Raw genomic sequence first — 14,275 nt, 5'->3', positions numbered from 1 at the left:
TGTCTACAGGTTCGGTGTACGGGACTTGGTGGGGCCGCCGGCGGCCCGTCGCTCTTCCGCCTCGCGCTCTTCCGCCTCGATGCGGTAGAGCGCCCTCCACTCGCTCAGCTCGTAGGAACTGATGCTTCTGAGGAGCTCTCCGACGGTTCGTCCGAGGTCTCGGGCGAGGACGAAGAGGAGTCGCCGGTCTGGCCGGCTTCGGAGTTTCCCTCGATCTCCGCCTCGTTGGCGTCGCCCATGCCGGACAGTTCGGCGGCGACGTCGTACAACTTGTCGATGATGGCGCCGTTCTTCTTGCCGAGCGCGGGGGCGTCGCTGTCCTTGAAGAGCCGGTTGCCCTGCTCGTCGATCAGGCACTTCACCAGCAGCCGGGCGCGAGCATTGCCGCGGACGAACACGACTTCCTTCGTGCCGTCCGGCTTGGGCCGGATCTGCTGGATGCTCGCCTCGTAGTCGTCGCGCTCGATCCCTGTCAGGCCGCGCACGAGGACCTCCCCGCCCCACTCGGGGACGGGGACCGGCTCGATCTTGGTGTCGTCGGCTTCGAGGATCTGGGTGCCGTTCAGGGCCATGGTGCTCCTAGCGGATGTCGCGGGTGATCGAGTCGACGACCCGGGAAGCGGCACGCCTACCGGCGACACCTGCGGGGCGTACGACGTGGAAGAAGTAGGGGTGCGGCTGCTGGGTGACCCAGACCTCGCGGTTGCCGAAGACCGGGTGCCGCCAGCGCTTGGTGCCCTCCATGCCCTTGGGGAGGGCCTTCATCTTGGAGGGCATCTTGCGGCCGTCGACGCGGATGGCGACGCCGGCGTCCCGGCCGACGGTGCGGACCTCGATGCGGGTGGCCCGCGCCAACTGGCCGCGGAGGCCTTCGGCGGAGTACGGGCGCTTCGACGGGATGGACTTGATCGAGTTGCGGACCAGCGGCACGAACGGCTGGGCCGTGGCCCGCAGTTCCTTCCGGAACCGCTTCTTGATCTCCGGCTGGTCCATGCGGTTCAGCTCGCGGGAGATCCGCCTCAGATCGTCGCCCGTCCGCATGCTCATCCCGATCACAGGGGCCTCAGGGGATCGTGACGTTCTCAGCCGGGATGGACGTGATCGTGAACTGGATCTCGATCGTCGCGGCGTCCTCGATGTCGCGCTTCTTGGGCTGGCCCGACACCTTGACGGGGAAGACGTCCATCTTCCGGCCGGCCACGTCGCCTTCGGAGAACGCGACGACGAACCCGGCGGTGTCCCGAGGCAGCAGGGTGCGCACGTCGTTGGACGTCGACGACATGTACATCGTGATGGAACTGTCGTCGGCCGTGATGCGGCCGGGGATCTTGCCGGTGAACCGGGATCCCAGGTCCGGGGTCTCCGTCTGTTCCGAGGTGGTGGAGAACCCCGACACCTCGGCGATCTCAGCCGTCAGGTCGGTGCCCGCGTCGAGCTCGGGCCGGGTCGGCGCGCTCTTGTTGGCGATGCTGGCGACGAAGTAGTAGTGCGTGGTGCCCGGCGGGATGTAGCGGCTCGTTGCCGCGATCGGGGTGGCAACCATCGACCTGGCCTTTCATGGACGTGCGAAAGGCCCCGCGTCTGCGGAGCCTTGGCGATTCGGGCTGGGCTACTCGGGGTCGGCGTCGGCCGAGCGGCGCCGGCGCTTCGGTGCTGCTGACTCGTCATCCGCGGCCGGGGGCTCCGCGGCCTCGCCCTGGGGCTTGGCCAGGGCTTCGCGGGGGCTGCCCTCGGCCGGCTTCTTGGTGTCGGGCTCGGGCAGCTGTTCGCCTCGTTCGGCTGCGGCCTTCGCGGCGGCCGCGGCCCGGGCTTCGAGCTCCTCCGCGGGGACTGCGATCCAGCCTGCGTTGGCGTGGTGGGGCACGGCCTGCTCGTCGACCTCGATCTCCTGCGTCGGAGGCAGCGACGGGTGCCGCATGAAGACAGTGCTCACGGGACGCGCACCACCCCGACGGTCACACCCGAGGTGACCGAGTAGCTGGTGATCGTCGCCCGCCCGGTCGTCGGGTCGGCGTAGAGCGGCAGCAGCGGGATGACGCCGATGCCGGTCGTCAGCGGCACGCTGAAGGTCGACGAGGACGTGGTGAGGCGGCCGTCCTGGATGACGGGGCAGGCGATGGTGACCACGCACGCCGCGGCGTTCGTGTTCTTGACGTAGAGGAACATCCCCGAGCCGCAGACAGCGGTGTCGCCGTTCGCTGGGGCCACGAGCAGCGGCGCGATGTCCGCCCCGACGTTGGGGATGACATTGGTGACGAGCGCGGTCATCCAACTCTCCTGTTCTGGTTGACGGATGCGCGACAGCCCGGCACTCTCCGAGGCATGTCGGTACTGCGCTGGTGGTTCGTGGACGTCCCCGAGTGGGGCTGGGAGAACGTGGCGCGCGGCGGCCATTCGCTCGCCGGTGTGGGGGTGTTCGCGGTGTCGGCGCTCGCCTACGCCGCGGTGAACCTGGCTGCCGCCGGCGGCCTACTCGGGGGCCTTGCGGCGCTCGCCCGTCGGCGTGGCCGGCCGGTCAGCGGCGGGTGAAGGAGTCGCAGTCGATTCCGAAGACGACCAGTGCCTGAGCGCCCCGGTCGGTCTGCATCCCCTTGAAGGTGTGCGACCCGAGTCGGGCCCGCAGTACGAGACCCCCCAGGCGCGGATCGCGGGCGAGGACGGCTCCGGCCGCGGCGTACAACTCGTAAGCGCGGCGGCGCGCGGGCCGCATGTCCGTAGAGCCCATCAAGACGGCGGCCGCGCAGCGGATCGTGAACGTTTCACGGTCCGGCTGCCCACCGAGACCCTCTGGGGAGCTCGTTGCCTCGACGTCACTGTCGTTGTCGTCACCGGTGAACCCGACGGTGAGCATTTCCTTCGGGGTGGCCTTCGACAGCTCAGGGCCGTCCCACACGGTGACGCCGTTGAACTCCTCCGCGATCTTGAAGGCGTCCACGATCGCGTCGAACACGTCGGGGACGCTCGAGGACCAGGGCATCAGGCGACTCCGGGAAGGGTCGCGCCCAGCAACTCCAGGGCGCGGCGCGGGATGGCGAACCCGCGGCCCGGCATCCAGGGCTCGTTGTCGCCGCCCATCTGCACGCCCATCGCACCCCGCTTGGTCTCCCACAGGTGCTCGATGATGATGAGCGTCGCCAGCTGGTAGTCCTCGGGGACGATCGCGAGCCCGGCCCGGTAGGTGAAGTCGACGCCAGCGCGCAGGGCGGGCCCGGCGAGCACGGTCACCTGGCCGGTGGCCGGGTCGGCGCTGAGGTCGTCGGTGTCCCAGGACTGTGTGGCATCGGGCGTCTGCACCGTGGTGAGCGAGACGACCGGCACGTTGCTGAGGAGGACGTCGCCGTACCGGTCCGGGGTGCAGCGCTCGGTGAAGGTGCGTCGGGCGACGATGAAGCCGAGGTGGCGTTCCACGGCGAGGGTGGCGCCGCTGACGAAGCCGCGCAGTTCCTCGTCATCGGACGTGTCCGACGCGAGGATCTCCAGGTGGGCCTTCGCGCGGGCTAGGGAGACGATGGCGACGGGCAGCAGCTCGCGCACGTCGAAGACGTCCGTGTGGGCCATGGCGTTCGCGCCGGTGGCCAGCCAGCGCACCGTGTGACGCCCGGCCTGCACCGTGGCGTAGCCGTGGACGTACACGCCCGGCGTGGTCGAGGCCACCGGGTCCACGGTGACCGTGGTGTCGTCCGGCAGTCCGATCGTCAGGACCATGCTCCCGGCGTCCGCAGGCGCGCCCGCGGTGTCGGTGACCGTGACGGTCAGCTGGACGACGTCGCCGAGGTCGTACGCCACAGCAGGTCAGTCCTTGGCCGGCGCTGCGGTCGTCTTCTTCGCAGTCGTCTTCTTCGCCGCCGCTGGTGCCTGGCGGACAGTGTCGGGCTTCGGCTCGACCGCCGTCTCCTTCGGCGCGGACTCGACCGTCGTCTCCGCTGCCGGAGGCTCGACCGCCTTCTCCTTCTTCTCCTGGCCGTCGTCGTGGACGTCGTAGTCGTACTCGGCGAGCAGCACGCCGGCGACGTGGCCAGCCTGCTCAGTGCGGCCGGAGGCGGCGTACGACTCCCACTCGCGGATCATGGCCTGCTTGTAGTCGTCGTCGATGTTCCTGCGGTCACTCACAGCTCGCTCACCTGCTCAATCTGCGGGAGTTGGGCGTAGTACTGGTCCTTCGCGGCGCGGCGCATCGCGGGCCGCTGCCGTGTGCGGTGCTCCAAGCGGACATCCCACAGAGGGAGCGCGAGCTCGGCGCGGTGCACGCTGTCGTTGCCGACGAGGATCCGGGTCGCGCCGTCCGGGCCAGGCACGGTGACAACGTAGTGGGCCTGCTGGACGCGGATACCGGGCAGGGCCCGGAAGGCGACACGAAGCGGGAACTGGCTGTCCTGGCCGTCATCGGTGCCGCGCTCCCACATGGTGACCTCGGCGACGTCGCGTTCGGACTTCGCGAGGAGCGTGCGGGTGTCGGGCGGGACCGTAGTGAACACCTCGTCGGCGTCGATCCTGACGAGCCAGTCGACGCCCGGCTCAGCGATCACCATGGCCAGGTCGAACATGAAGGAGCGCTTCTCGACTTCGTTGCCCCACCAGGGCTGGCGAGCGACGTGGATGGTGCAGCCGATCCCCGCGCCCGCTGCGGTGCGGGCGATGGTGTCGGCCTGCTCGGATCCGGACGACGGCTTGCGGGTCGCCCCGGGGAAGCGGGCGTACGGGCCGTCGACGGCCACCAGGTGGTCGCAGAGTCCCGCCATGCTGGCGACGCACTCGGCGAGCCACGAGGCGGGCTCCTCGTACCAGGACAGCAGCCCGATGACCTTCACGCGTGGATCCCCATCCATGAGCCGCGCGGGTTGCGAAGGAACAGGCCCGGGTGCGGGGTCTGTGAGCACGCGAACCCGATCTGCGCGTGCACGGTCCACGCCTCGTGTCCGTTCCCGGCGTCGTGGACGACGACCACGGAACCCCGCTTGCCGTGCTCGGCCCACATGCGGATCTCGTCGAAACGGACCTCAACGTCGCTGTCGAGGATGACGAGGTCCGCTGCCTTCATGTGAGCGTGCATGGGGCCGGGCAGGTTCGGGTCGGCCGGCGGCTGCCGCCACTGGAGGTTCGACTCGAAGCCGAAGTACTCGCACGCCGTGAGGTCGAGGTGGCCGGTGATGCGGCCGACGCCCACGCCTGTCTCCAGGACGGTGGCGGGCTGGAGCATCCGCTGGAGCATGCCGACGAAGCGACAGAAGTCCTGCTCTGGGGACCATTCGTCCCACGACTGCCAGCCCTGTTGGGCGTGCCGGGTGAATTGCTGCTCGTCGTGCATGCTGTTCCGTCCCCGGGGCCGGGCAGGCGCCCGGCCCCGCTCGAACTCAGAAGCTCGGCGCGACCAGGCCGGTGCCGCCGATCTCGACTACGGACGCCGGGTAACGGGCGGCCGTGAAGGCGAGGTAGCCGTAGATCTGGAGGCGGACCGTGAGGTTGCCGGAGCCGACCTCGGGCAGGACGCGGGAGCGGATGCCCGACTCGTACAGCAGGATGTCGCTCGCGCGCAGGACGTGGACGACGTCCTCGTTGGTGCCGGCGCCGAGGTTGGTCGGCATGCTCGGGTCGGTGACGACCGGAAGGCCGTGCATCTGCCCGACGACCTGCTGAGAGCCGACCACGCCGAGGGTGGCGACCGCGTTCTGCGGGTTGCCTGCCTCCGGGACGACCAGCGGGCGGCCGTTGGAGTCGGACGCGGCGAGCAGGGACGCCCACCGGCGGGGGTGCATCACGATCACGGTCGGTGCCATGAAGCGGAGGGTGTGGACCCGCTGCACGGCGTCCGCGATCTTCGAGTACAGCTTCGCGACGGTCGGCGTCGCGTCGGTGTACGTGATCGTGGTGATGCCGGACGTGCCACGCACACCGGTGACCTGGCCGGAAGATCCGGATCCGGAGATGACCTGGAGGTCGGTCTTCGTGGCGTAGTCCGCCACCAGGTCCCGGAAGATGACCTCGTCGAAGGAGACGGGGCTCTGGTCCAGGAGCTGGATCGCGACGTCCTGCTGACCGGCGATCGTACGGACGGGCGCGTTGATGAACGTGTCCGTGGCGTCGGTCTCCTGCACAGCGCCGTTGTCTGCGGTCTGGACCCCGGCGGCGGTGCCTGTGGCCACCTTCGGGATGTTGATCGAGTCGGTGCCGGGCGGGAGCGGCTGGGTGTTCACCACGTTCGCGTATGCGCGGCCGGCGCGTGCCAGCTCGATGTACTGATCCATCAGCCACAGCGGCGGCACGAAGTAGCCGCCGTTGCCGTCGGTACGGTTCAGGTCGCGGTACTCGGGGTCGCTGACGACGTCCTGGGCGTGGCGCTGGAGCCGCTCGCGGGCCTCGCCGCCGTCCATGTTGAGCTGGACCTTGGCGAGGTCCTGGAGGTAGGACCGGCCGTTGCCCTTCTCGTAGACCCGGGCTTCTTGCACCGAGGTGACGCGGGCCTTGGCCCGCTGCACGGCCTTGGCTCCCTCGGTGATGGTCCGGTTGCGTTCGACCTCGTCGGACAGCTCCGAGATGCGCTCGTCGAGCTGACGCAGCTCGCCGTCCTTCGCGGCGACCTGGGCGGTCAGCTCGCGGAACTCGGTGTCCTCTTCCGGGAGGAGGTCCTCGCGGGCCTCCTCCTCGGCGAGGTCGGTGATGGCCTTGCGCTTGGCGAGGATCTCCTCGCGCTCGCGGGCGGTCTGCTCGCGTCGGGCGACCAGCCGCCGGAAACGCTCGTCGGACATGACGAGTCTGCCTTTCTGGCTTGGCGGTTCATGACGGCGGCCAGTGCCAGGCCGTGATGAGCCGTCGAGCGCCAGTGCCAGGCGGGCGACAGCGACCGTGATCAGTGCCTGATCACGGGAAACTCGGGGGGTGCGCCGAAGTCAGTCGGCGTCTTCGAGGTGGCGGCGCAGGTGCCGCTCGACGGCCGCCTTCTGCTCGTCGGGCATCGCGGCCTGCGGGAGCAGGGACAGCGCGTGCCGGACGGCGGGCAGGCTCGCCGGGGAGCCGATGCGCGGCTCGTGGTGGGGGAATCGGTAGGAGCTCGCGGCCTCGGGGTCACTGTCGGGATCGACCCAGGCGTGCATGTAGCGCAGCACCACCTGGTTCCCGCCGGCCACGGCGGCGCGCCGGTCCAGTGGGTCGTCGGTGACGGCGGTGGAGTGCGAGGGAATCTGCACAGCCAGCCGCACCTCGACTTCGCCGTCGGCGATCGCGCGGGCCTCGGCCAGGGACAGGCGTCCCGGGGCCTTCGGCTGCGGCTTCATCTGCCGTTGCAGGGCGAGGACGTTGTCCCGGGCGCGGATGATCCGCTCGAGGTCTACTCCGTCGGAGCGGAGTTCGGCCATCGCCGCTTCGGGGTCAAGCTTGGCGAGCAGTTCCAGGGCGTCGGAAGCGCTGTTGAGCTGCGCGCTGGTGGCCGGGTTGGCGCCGAAGTTGACGACGGACACGTCGCCCTTGTGCAGGGAGACCTCCAGCAAACGACGCTGGGTGTAGTCCTCGTTCCACTCGTCGTTCTTCACCCGGAAGCCGAAGGACATCTCGTCCATGTCGCGGCGGTTCATCTTCGGCATGAGCCGCTGAACGTCTGGGTCCGAGGGCTCCAGGCCGGCTTCGACGTGCAGGCCGGTCGTGTCCGTGGCCAGCTTCAGCGTCCCGGACTTGGTGCGGGCGAGCGGCATGCCGCCGTGGTTGATGAGCAGGTGCGCGTCGGCGCGGGCCCCGAGGGTGACGTCGAAGGCGTGCGGGTCGACGTCCTCGGTCCAGCCCATCGGCGGCCCCCCGTAGACGTCGTACGGGCTGTTGAAGACGGACGCGTAGCCGGTGAGCAGTAGCTGCCCGCCCTGCGTGCGCAGCTCGAACTGGCCGGAGGCGATACCGCGGCGCTCCGGCGAGTCCCGCAGCTGTCGACGATCAACCATGATTCCCCCTAGGGGTCTTGACGAGGCGAAGCCCCGGGTCCTGGGGCGGCATCTGGCCGCGGATCTGCGGGACGGTGATGTTGGAGCCCGCCTGGATGGGCAGCGGCGTGTAGTCCTGGCCCTTGCCGTCGGGCAGCGGCGATTCGTCCTCGAGCGCACGGATCTCGTCGAGGTTGTTCTTGCCGATGAGGCGCTGCTTCTCGTACACCGAGTGCCGGGTGAGGATGTCGACGCGGATCAGGGCGTCGGCGTTGAACTTGATGTACTGGCCGCGCGGCAGCTGCGCGGACAGGTGGTTCTCCAGCTTCACCAGGTAGGGCAGCAGCGCGTCCTGGATGAACTCGATCTGCCGCTGCTCGGGAGAGCTGTAGGTGTAGGAGCCGCCGGTCTCGCCGCCGATCTTCTCCGGCGGGATGCCGTAGATCGCCGCGATCTGCGTCGCGGACAGCCGCTGTGTCTCGCAGAACTGCGCCTCCTGCACGGAGACCGTGATCGGCTGGTACTCCCAGTCCTTGCCGTACACGATCGGTTCGTGTGAGCGGATCGCCGCGACCAGCCGCCGCTTGATGATTCCGACGTCCTTCTGCTCGACGACTTGCTGGGTGTTGCGGAAGTGCCCGGGCGGCTGCCCGCCGGACCGGAAGTAGTCGTCGACGAACTGCTGCGCGGCGAGACCGGTCGACACGGTGACGGCGTAGGCGGCGATCGGCGACAGGCCCCACACGCGGCCCGGCATCGTCATCCAGGGGATGTGCACGATGTCCTCGGAGGGGATCTCGACCCCGCGATACGACCACACCGGATCCGTGAAGGAGCCGCGTTGCCCCATCGGCATCGAGTCCTGCACGAACACATCGGCCGGGTTCAGCCACTCAATGCGGGTCGGGAACTCCAGCCAGTCCCGCTCCATCACGAGACCGACGGCGTTGCCCCGGTACACCAGCGACAGCATCGCCCGCCACAGCCAGTCGTCGATCGTGCCCTGCGACGACGGCGACTGGAACAGCGAGGCGAGGGCCAGCTTCGTCGTGGCATCGCCCATCCGCCGGTACTGCTGGATCGGCAGCGAAGACACCGACGACGCGAGCAGCCGGCCCGCCGCGAAAACCGGAGTGAGCCGCAGCGCACCGTGCTCGGACACCGCGGCCGGAGAAGCCAAGTTGTCGACCGGCCATGAGACGTCGTTGACGCCCAGGTCCCGCTTCTCCCCGGCCGCGCGCACCGCGCCGTTGCCACCCCGTGTCCAGCCCCAGCCGCGGAAGGGGTTGCGCATGCGGGCCGCCTTCCAGGATCGGTGGAGCGTCTAGTAGACGCCGCTGGGGCCGTCAGAAGATGGAGTCGAGGACGTCGTACTGCTGACCGGCGAGCAGGAAAGACCGGCTGATGTAGACCCACCGGGCGAGGGACATGGCGACGAGGGGGCTGATCTCAACGTCGGAGCTGGCGGGTGCCCAGGCGATCGTGTCCCCGGACTGCTTGGTCTTCGCCCCGGCCACCGCGGTGTCGAGGTGGGTGTTCGGCACGACGCGGAAGGACTGCTCGCGCACGCCGTCGAGGACCTGCCCGGCGGCGGCCGCCATCTCCACCGCGCCGGTCACGGCCAGGTCGCCGGCCTCTGGGTTGTCCTTGTCCTCCGGTAGCTGGAATCCGGCTGCCTTGAGGTCGGTGTCGAGGAAGGCGTGGGTGCCGCGGCCCATTGCGAGCGCGATCGGGCCGAGCGCGTCCCGCAGTTCGACGAGGCGGGGCATCAGCCACTTGGTGCCGGGCCGGTAGTCGGCGAGCTGCACATGGCCGAGGCCGTCGTCGCGGACGCCGTACACGCAGATCGCGGCGTAGTCACGCAGGGGGCTGATGTCGAGGCCGAGGGCGACGCCGCCAGCGGACGTGCGCGCGGAGTGCTCGTCGGCCATCGTGACCCACAGCCGCGGGTCGATGACGATGTTGCCCTGCGAGCGGCGCGGCCAGATCCCGAGGATCTCCCGCGCGAAGCCCTTCGGCGACATGCCCCGGCGGTCGCGCACCATGGCCTCCGGGGTGACGCGGGTGCCCCAGGCCGGGTTGGTCGCCGCCCACAGTCGCCGGTCGTCGAGATCTACGTCTTCCAGGTGGTCGAGGTCGCCCGCGGCGCCCCAGTCCCGGTAGCCGAGCGAGTCGTCCCCTCCGGCTTCGGCTCGCGCGCGCAGCATGTAGAGCACGTCCCCGGAGTCGCCGTCGAGGGGCGGGCTGCTGGTGTAGATGATCTGCGGGTTGGGGCGGGCCCGCATCGTCGGCATCAGCGCGTCCTGCTGGAGCAGCGTGTACGCGAAGGCTTCGTCGATGATCACCAGGTCACCACTGAAGCCGCGGCCGGATCCCTTCGACCTGGCGACGAACTTGATGCGGGCCTCGGTGTCGAGACGCTCGAAGCCTTCCTCGCCGTTGGTGTTCGAGATCTTGATGCGGACGCCGTCGATCTCGTACAGGTTCTCGTTGTTCCCGACCTGCTTGCCGAGCTTCTTGATCAGCCTCCGGACGCGCCGGAATGCCTCCATCGACGTCTTGTACTCGTGCGCCGACCAGAGGATGACTTCCTCACCGAGCACCAAGAACCCGAGCAGGACCCGGATCTCCAGGATCGAGCCCTTGCCGTTCTGCCTCGCGACCAACTCGGCGTACTCGAAGCACGCCCACTTGCCGTCTTCCCGGCAGGCGAGCAGCAGGTCGATCGCGTCGCGCTGCCACTGGTCGGCGACGAGGCCGGCGGTCGCGGCGAGGTCGCAGGCCTCTTCGCCCAGCGTGTACGCGTAGGGCGGGTGGACCTCAACCCGAGGTCTTGCGGCGGCGCTCAGCGATCCGCTTCGTGAGGTCGGAGACACCAGCACCCCCTGCCGGATCCTCCACAGCCGGGCCAGAGCCCGTCTGACCTTGGCGAATCTCCGACAACAACACCTTCAGAGCACCGGATTGCAGCCTGGACTCCGCCAACAACCCCGAAATATCAGCGAATTGTGGGCTATCGGTGTTGACATCTCCCGAGGGAGGGCGCAACATGGTGTTCAGAAGGTCAAGCCGGTCAGCGATCCGACAAGCCTCCTCCAGAAGCGCCAAGTGCGCCGGAGTCAGAGACCAGATCGCCAGGCATTCGCCCCACAGCCGCCGGCCTCGCTCCCCCAGTCCGGGGGGTGCCTCCACGCCGATCACCACCCGAGGGAAACCCCTGCCGATTTCGCGGGGGGATATTTTTTTGAGTTGGGCGCGGGGTCAGCCGCCTCATGATCAAAAAAATGATGATCTTGAGGCCGCATTGATCAACTTCGCCATTCCCGCAGGTCAGGGGCTTGATCGGCCCTGCCGGGCGCTGCGCGGCCCCGCACAGGATGGTCTGCCGGTCGGCATCCGTGCAGGTCAGGACGGTGAGCCGGGAGCGGCGGGGCAGGACGGGGCGGTCCCTGGGGTGGGGTCAGAGGGCTGCGGCGGGCACGGTGTGGGTGGGGCGGGGGCGCTGCGCGGCGCGCAGCTGGTTGTTCCGGATGGTGTTGCACCGTCGGTGGGCGAGGCGGCAGTTGGCCCGGTCGAGCGGGTCTCCGCCGAGCCAGAGCGGGTGGACGTGGTCGACGGTGCGTGCCATGGGGTGGGTGCGGCCGGGCAGGGACTGGTCGACGTAGCGGTGGCAGATCCAGCAGTGGGTCTCTTCGGCGAAGACCTTGCCCTGGAGGCGCAGCCAGGGCCGGCCGCTGCGGGCCTGCTTGGTGCGGCGGGCGATCTCCTGCTCGGTGAGCTGCACGGTCATCACCCCGGACATGCCGGAGCCCGGCGCCAGGGCCGGGCTCAGGGTGCTGTGTGGGGTGGCAGTGGGGGTGGAGACCAGTGCGACAGCGGTGCCACCGTCTCACAGAATGAACGCGCGCTGATCTTCTGTCAAGCTGTTGCAGGTCACAGGCCTTGACAGATCAGGCGGCAGGGGTCTTGGGGTGTACGGCCTCGGCGATGTCAGCGAGGTCCCAGAGGGCGAGGGCCTGGCCGCGCACGGGGTTGGGTCGGGAGCCGGCCGGTGTCAGGGCGCGGCGGCGCGCCCAGTCACGGAACTGGCGGGGCTGCATGCCGAGGCTGTAGGCGGCCATGTCGGTGGTGACGAGGGGTCGGCCGTCCCGGCCGCGGGCTGTGCTCACAGCTCCAGTGTCATACGGCCTCTCCAGCGGACACAGTCTCTGTCTTCTGCGCGTCGGCCGGCCCGGTCCATTCACGCTGACGCAGGGGCCTCGTGGCGCTCCTGTCCACTTCCGAGCGGTTCCGCTTCAGCGTCTGGAGATCGTCCGCTCTCGAAGCTCGCATTCCCGACTCGATGACGAAATGCCGCGCCCAGTCGTAGTCGTCGGGCGTCGTCTCCGCCAGGGACTTCGTGACGGTGTAGCGCGTGCTGCCGTTGCCGTAGGCGTTCACGTCCGGGGTAAGGATGCGAAAGCGGGCCTTGTTCGCGTAGTCGATGCCGAGGCTGATCACGGTCAAGGTCTCTTGGGCAAGTTCGGTGAAGTCGCTGAGCTTCTGGAGGCGGCTGTTTTTGTCGTGCATGCGCACGCGAGGCTCATCGAGGGGGCCCAGCCGCTCTCCGAAGTTGAAGGCGGACCACCGGGTCGACCACCCGTCGTCTCGGCGGTAGTGGTTGATCAAGGCGTCAAAGGCCAGGGAGAGTCCCGCCATAGCGTGGGCGTAGTCACCGACGTCGGCATGGGTCTGTGCCTCTCGGAGGTACTGCTTCACCGCGGGTTGGGTCAGTAGGTCGACCATGTCGATGGAGTCGAGGTCGACCCCGAAGACCTTCGGCGTGACTGTTATGAAGAAGTCCTCTACCGTCCGGTGGGCCTGCTCGATCTGGTGCTCGGACGGGAACGTGCCGTTGTGCTTGAGCGCCACGCGAGCGTCGTTGAGACGCCTCATCAAGTCCTTCTTCGGCAGCTCGAACTCGGTCTTGATCAGGGCCCAGTAGCCGATGAACTCGGGAGCCTTGTTCACATCGATGTTCAGGTGCTGGACGATTGTTCCGAGGTAGTTCTCGACAGCGTCATGGAACGAGGTGATGGCCCTGGAGCACAGCGGCGGGGGCTGTTTGCTCTGCTCGACCCCCTCACGGAAGAGGAAGCGGACGTACGCGAGCCGCTGCACGGTGTGCTGGTCGAGCGGTGGTGCCATGACAACTCCAGAACGAAATGTGGTAGTTGTGATTGTGTCGGGAACCCTGGGCTCGGTGCACCCGGATATCGACGGGCTCCGGAGCGGTCGGCGTCGTGGCCATTCGTCCCGCCGGGGACACGACGCCGACCGCCTGCTACGCGAGCACCACGCCGATGGCGGCACCGATCAGGCTGACAGCCAGGACCGGTACGCCGATCGCGGCGGCCTGCTGCTTGGCGTAGCGGCCGAGGATGACCTGCCCCGCTACGGCGGCGACCATCAGGACCGCAGTCTGCTGCTTCTTCGACATGTGACTCACCTCCCTCCTTGTGGGGTTGACGCCCAGCATGGCATGCACCACTGACAACGGCCCTGGATCACAGCAGCGTTGGCCGGAGGCTCCGCGGCTACGGTTTGCGATTCCCACCACCGGGGGTGCATTCTGCGCGCCATGCGCTTCTACGTGATGAGCGGCCCCAATCAGGGCGATACAGGCACGATGACCGACGGCGTCGGCGAGATCCAGCTTCCGCATCCGACCGCAGTCGGAGTGCACTGCCGGTACAAGGTGAACACCTCGGATGCGCTGATCGAGCAGGAGGGCTTCGAGCCGGGCGTGCAGCTGCACTACGCCGGCGACGTCCTGAGCTCTCGATAGCCACAGGCCGCGTCAACGGGCTGTGGGCTCTCGGTTCCCCGCTCGGGTGGCTCCTCTTGCAGAGGCGGTGCCAGTGTGGCGCGCCGGGTCTACCCTGGCGGCCTCTGCTCCCAGATTCCTTTGGGAGCACGGCAACTTGGGGGGTGTGATGGGCAGACGCCTGGAAGCTGGGTGGGGCCAGAAGATCGCGTGGTCGGTGCTCGTGGTGGGGTCGCTCTCGATCCTGGTGTGGGTGCCGTTCCTGTACGTCGGGATCCGGCGGGGCCGGCGCGCGGATTGGATCACCTTCGGTGTGTTCGCGCTGTTCTCGGCGATCACGTGGCCGTGGGCCATCGCGTCGAGCGAGGGGCCAGGGGATCCGATCCTCGGGACGGTCGCGATTCTGGCGATGGCGGCCGCGGTGTCGATGCTGCTGTTCACGGTGTTCGACAAGCCGGGCACGAAGTTCGATGCGGTCGGCGTGGCGCAGCCGGAAGGCCGCCAGTTCTTGCAGTAGCCGCGTGGCGCGCGACGGCCCGGGAACGCCGTGGTGGCGTCCCGGGCCGTG

The 14,275-nt window shown here is 68.8% G+C and carries 21 protein-coding genes; 3 read left to right on the top strand and 18 right to left on the bottom strand.

Going from position 1 to position 14,275, the window contains the following annotated elements:
* Nucleotides 1-104 precede the first annotated feature (104 nt).
* The 5 genes from B5557_RS41105 to B5557_RS41085 form a co-directional block, all read right to left on the bottom strand.
* Nucleotides 105-572 (bottom strand): phage tail assembly chaperone, encoded by a 468-nt coding sequence (locus B5557_RS41105; RefSeq protein ID WP_107472686.1) that lies wholly within the window; start codon nucleotides 570-572, stop codon nucleotides 105-107.
* A 7-nt stretch (nucleotides 573-579) separates the two neighbouring features.
* Nucleotides 580-1,047, bottom strand: coding sequence for a hypothetical protein (locus B5557_RS41100; RefSeq protein WP_159424499.1), 468 nt, complete (start codon nucleotides 1,045-1,047; stop codon nucleotides 580-582).
* A gap of 16 nt (nucleotides 1,048-1,063) precedes the next feature.
* Nucleotides 1,064-1,543 (bottom strand): phage tail tube protein, encoded by a 480-nt coding sequence (locus tag B5557_RS41095; protein WP_079664287.1) that lies wholly within the window; start codon nucleotides 1,541-1,543, stop codon nucleotides 1,064-1,066.
* Between the two features lie 66 nt (nucleotides 1,544-1,609).
* Nucleotides 1,610-1,933 carry a hypothetical protein gene (locus B5557_RS43375; protein ID WP_107472685.1) on the bottom strand — a complete coding sequence of 108 codons (324 nt, stop codon included), beginning with the start codon at nucleotides 1,931-1,933 and terminating at the stop codon, nucleotides 1,610-1,612.
* Nucleotides 1,930-2,268 (bottom strand): hypothetical protein, encoded by a 339-nt coding sequence (locus B5557_RS41085; RefSeq protein ID WP_079664285.1) that lies wholly within the window; start codon nucleotides 2,266-2,268, stop codon nucleotides 1,930-1,932. The genes B5557_RS43375 and B5557_RS41085 overlap by 4 nt, the downstream gene beginning before the upstream one ends.
* Before the next feature lie 54 nt (nucleotides 2,269-2,322).
* On the opposite strand from B5557_RS41085, the gene B5557_RS41080 reads away from it, so the two are divergent.
* The gene (locus tag B5557_RS41080; protein WP_079664284.1) at nucleotides 2,323-2,529 is read left to right on the top strand and encodes a hypothetical protein; all 207 of its coding nucleotides are present in this window, start codon (nucleotides 2,323-2,325) and stop codon (nucleotides 2,527-2,529) included.
* Here B5557_RS41080 and B5557_RS41075 read toward each other — a convergent pair.
* The 13 genes from B5557_RS41075 to B5557_RS44055 all read right to left on the bottom strand — a co-directional run bounded on the left by B5557_RS41075 (nucleotide 2,516) and on the right by B5557_RS44055 (nucleotide 13,380).
* Complete coding sequence (locus B5557_RS41075; RefSeq protein ID WP_079664283.1) at nucleotides 2,516-2,977, bottom strand: hypothetical protein; 462 nt, start codon at nucleotides 2,975-2,977, stop codon at nucleotides 2,516-2,518. The genes B5557_RS41080 and B5557_RS41075 overlap by 14 nt on opposite strands.
* Entirely contained in the window at nucleotides 2,977-3,786 is an 810-nt protein-coding gene (locus B5557_RS41070; protein ID WP_079664282.1) for a hypothetical protein, read from the bottom strand. The genes B5557_RS41075 and B5557_RS41070 overlap by 1 nt, the downstream gene beginning before the upstream one ends.
* Nucleotides 3,787-3,792: 6 nt before the next feature.
* Complete coding sequence (locus B5557_RS41065; protein ID WP_079664281.1) at nucleotides 3,793-4,110, bottom strand: hypothetical protein; 318 nt, start codon at nucleotides 4,108-4,110, stop codon at nucleotides 3,793-3,795.
* Nucleotides 4,107-4,808 (bottom strand): hypothetical protein, encoded by a 702-nt coding sequence (locus B5557_RS41060; RefSeq protein ID WP_079664280.1) that lies wholly within the window; start codon nucleotides 4,806-4,808, stop codon nucleotides 4,107-4,109. Before B5557_RS41060 ends, B5557_RS41065 begins: the two co-directional genes overlap by 4 nt.
* Nucleotides 4,805-5,305, bottom strand: coding sequence for a hypothetical protein (locus B5557_RS41055; protein WP_079664279.1), 501 nt, complete (start codon nucleotides 5,303-5,305; stop codon nucleotides 4,805-4,807). Before B5557_RS41055 ends, B5557_RS41060 begins: the two co-directional genes overlap by 4 nt.
* 46 nt (nucleotides 5,306-5,351) lie before the next feature.
* Nucleotides 5,352-6,743 (bottom strand): phage major capsid protein, encoded by a 1,392-nt coding sequence (locus tag B5557_RS41050; RefSeq protein ID WP_079664278.1) that lies wholly within the window; start codon nucleotides 6,741-6,743, stop codon nucleotides 5,352-5,354.
* Nucleotides 6,744-6,884: 141 nt separating this feature from the next.
* The gene (locus tag B5557_RS41045; RefSeq protein WP_079664277.1) at nucleotides 6,885-7,922 is read right to left on the bottom strand and encodes an HK97 family phage prohead protease; all 1,038 of its coding nucleotides are present in this window, start codon (nucleotides 7,920-7,922) and stop codon (nucleotides 6,885-6,887) included.
* Nucleotides 7,915-9,195 carry a phage portal protein gene (locus tag B5557_RS41040; RefSeq protein WP_079664276.1) on the bottom strand — a complete coding sequence of 427 codons (1,281 nt, stop codon included), beginning with the start codon at nucleotides 9,193-9,195 and terminating at the stop codon, nucleotides 7,915-7,917. Before B5557_RS41040 ends, B5557_RS41045 begins: the two co-directional genes overlap by 8 nt.
* Before the next feature lie 52 nt (nucleotides 9,196-9,247).
* The gene (locus B5557_RS41035) at nucleotides 9,248-10,777 is read right to left on the bottom strand and encodes a terminase (RefSeq protein WP_159424498.1); all 1,530 of its coding nucleotides are present in this window, start codon (nucleotides 10,775-10,777) and stop codon (nucleotides 9,248-9,250) included.
* A 584-nt stretch (nucleotides 10,778-11,361) separates the two neighbouring features.
* Nucleotides 11,362-11,691 (bottom strand): HNH endonuclease, encoded by a 330-nt coding sequence (locus B5557_RS41030; RefSeq protein ID WP_079665262.1) that lies wholly within the window; start codon nucleotides 11,689-11,691, stop codon nucleotides 11,362-11,364.
* A gap of 160 nt (nucleotides 11,692-11,851) precedes the next feature.
* The gene (locus B5557_RS41025; protein WP_079664274.1) at nucleotides 11,852-12,070 is read right to left on the bottom strand and encodes a hypothetical protein; all 219 of its coding nucleotides are present in this window, start codon (nucleotides 12,068-12,070) and stop codon (nucleotides 11,852-11,854) included.
* A gap of 10 nt (nucleotides 12,071-12,080) precedes the next feature.
* Entirely contained in the window at nucleotides 12,081-13,088 is a 1,008-nt protein-coding gene (locus B5557_RS41020) for a hypothetical protein (protein WP_079664273.1), read from the bottom strand.
* A gap of 136 nt (nucleotides 13,089-13,224) precedes the next feature.
* Nucleotides 13,225-13,380 (bottom strand): hypothetical protein, encoded by a 156-nt coding sequence (locus tag B5557_RS44055; protein ID WP_159424497.1) that lies wholly within the window; start codon nucleotides 13,378-13,380, stop codon nucleotides 13,225-13,227.
* A 141-nt stretch (nucleotides 13,381-13,521) separates the two neighbouring features.
* Here B5557_RS44055 and B5557_RS44050 point away from each other — a divergent pair, with 141 nt between their 5' ends.
* Together B5557_RS44050 and B5557_RS41015 are read left to right on the top strand one after the other, a co-directional pair.
* Entirely contained in the window at nucleotides 13,522-13,728 is a 207-nt protein-coding gene (locus B5557_RS44050) for a hypothetical protein (protein WP_159424496.1), read from the top strand.
* Nucleotides 13,729-13,876: 148 nt separating this feature from the next.
* On the top strand, nucleotides 13,877-14,224 hold the full coding sequence (locus B5557_RS41015) for a hypothetical protein (RefSeq protein ID WP_079665261.1): 348 nt from the start codon (nucleotides 13,877-13,879) through the stop codon (nucleotides 14,222-14,224).
* Nucleotides 14,225-14,275: the final 51 nt, after the last annotated feature.

Origin of the sequence: Streptomyces sp. 3214.6 (assembly GCF_900129855.1) — a bacterium.
Taxonomy (GTDB): Bacteria; Actinomycetota; Actinomycetes; order Streptomycetales; family Streptomycetaceae; genus Streptomyces; species Streptomyces soliscabiei.
The sequence above is the reverse complement of the archived record's forward strand: the minus strand, read 5'-3'. Positions and strand labels throughout refer to the sequence as shown.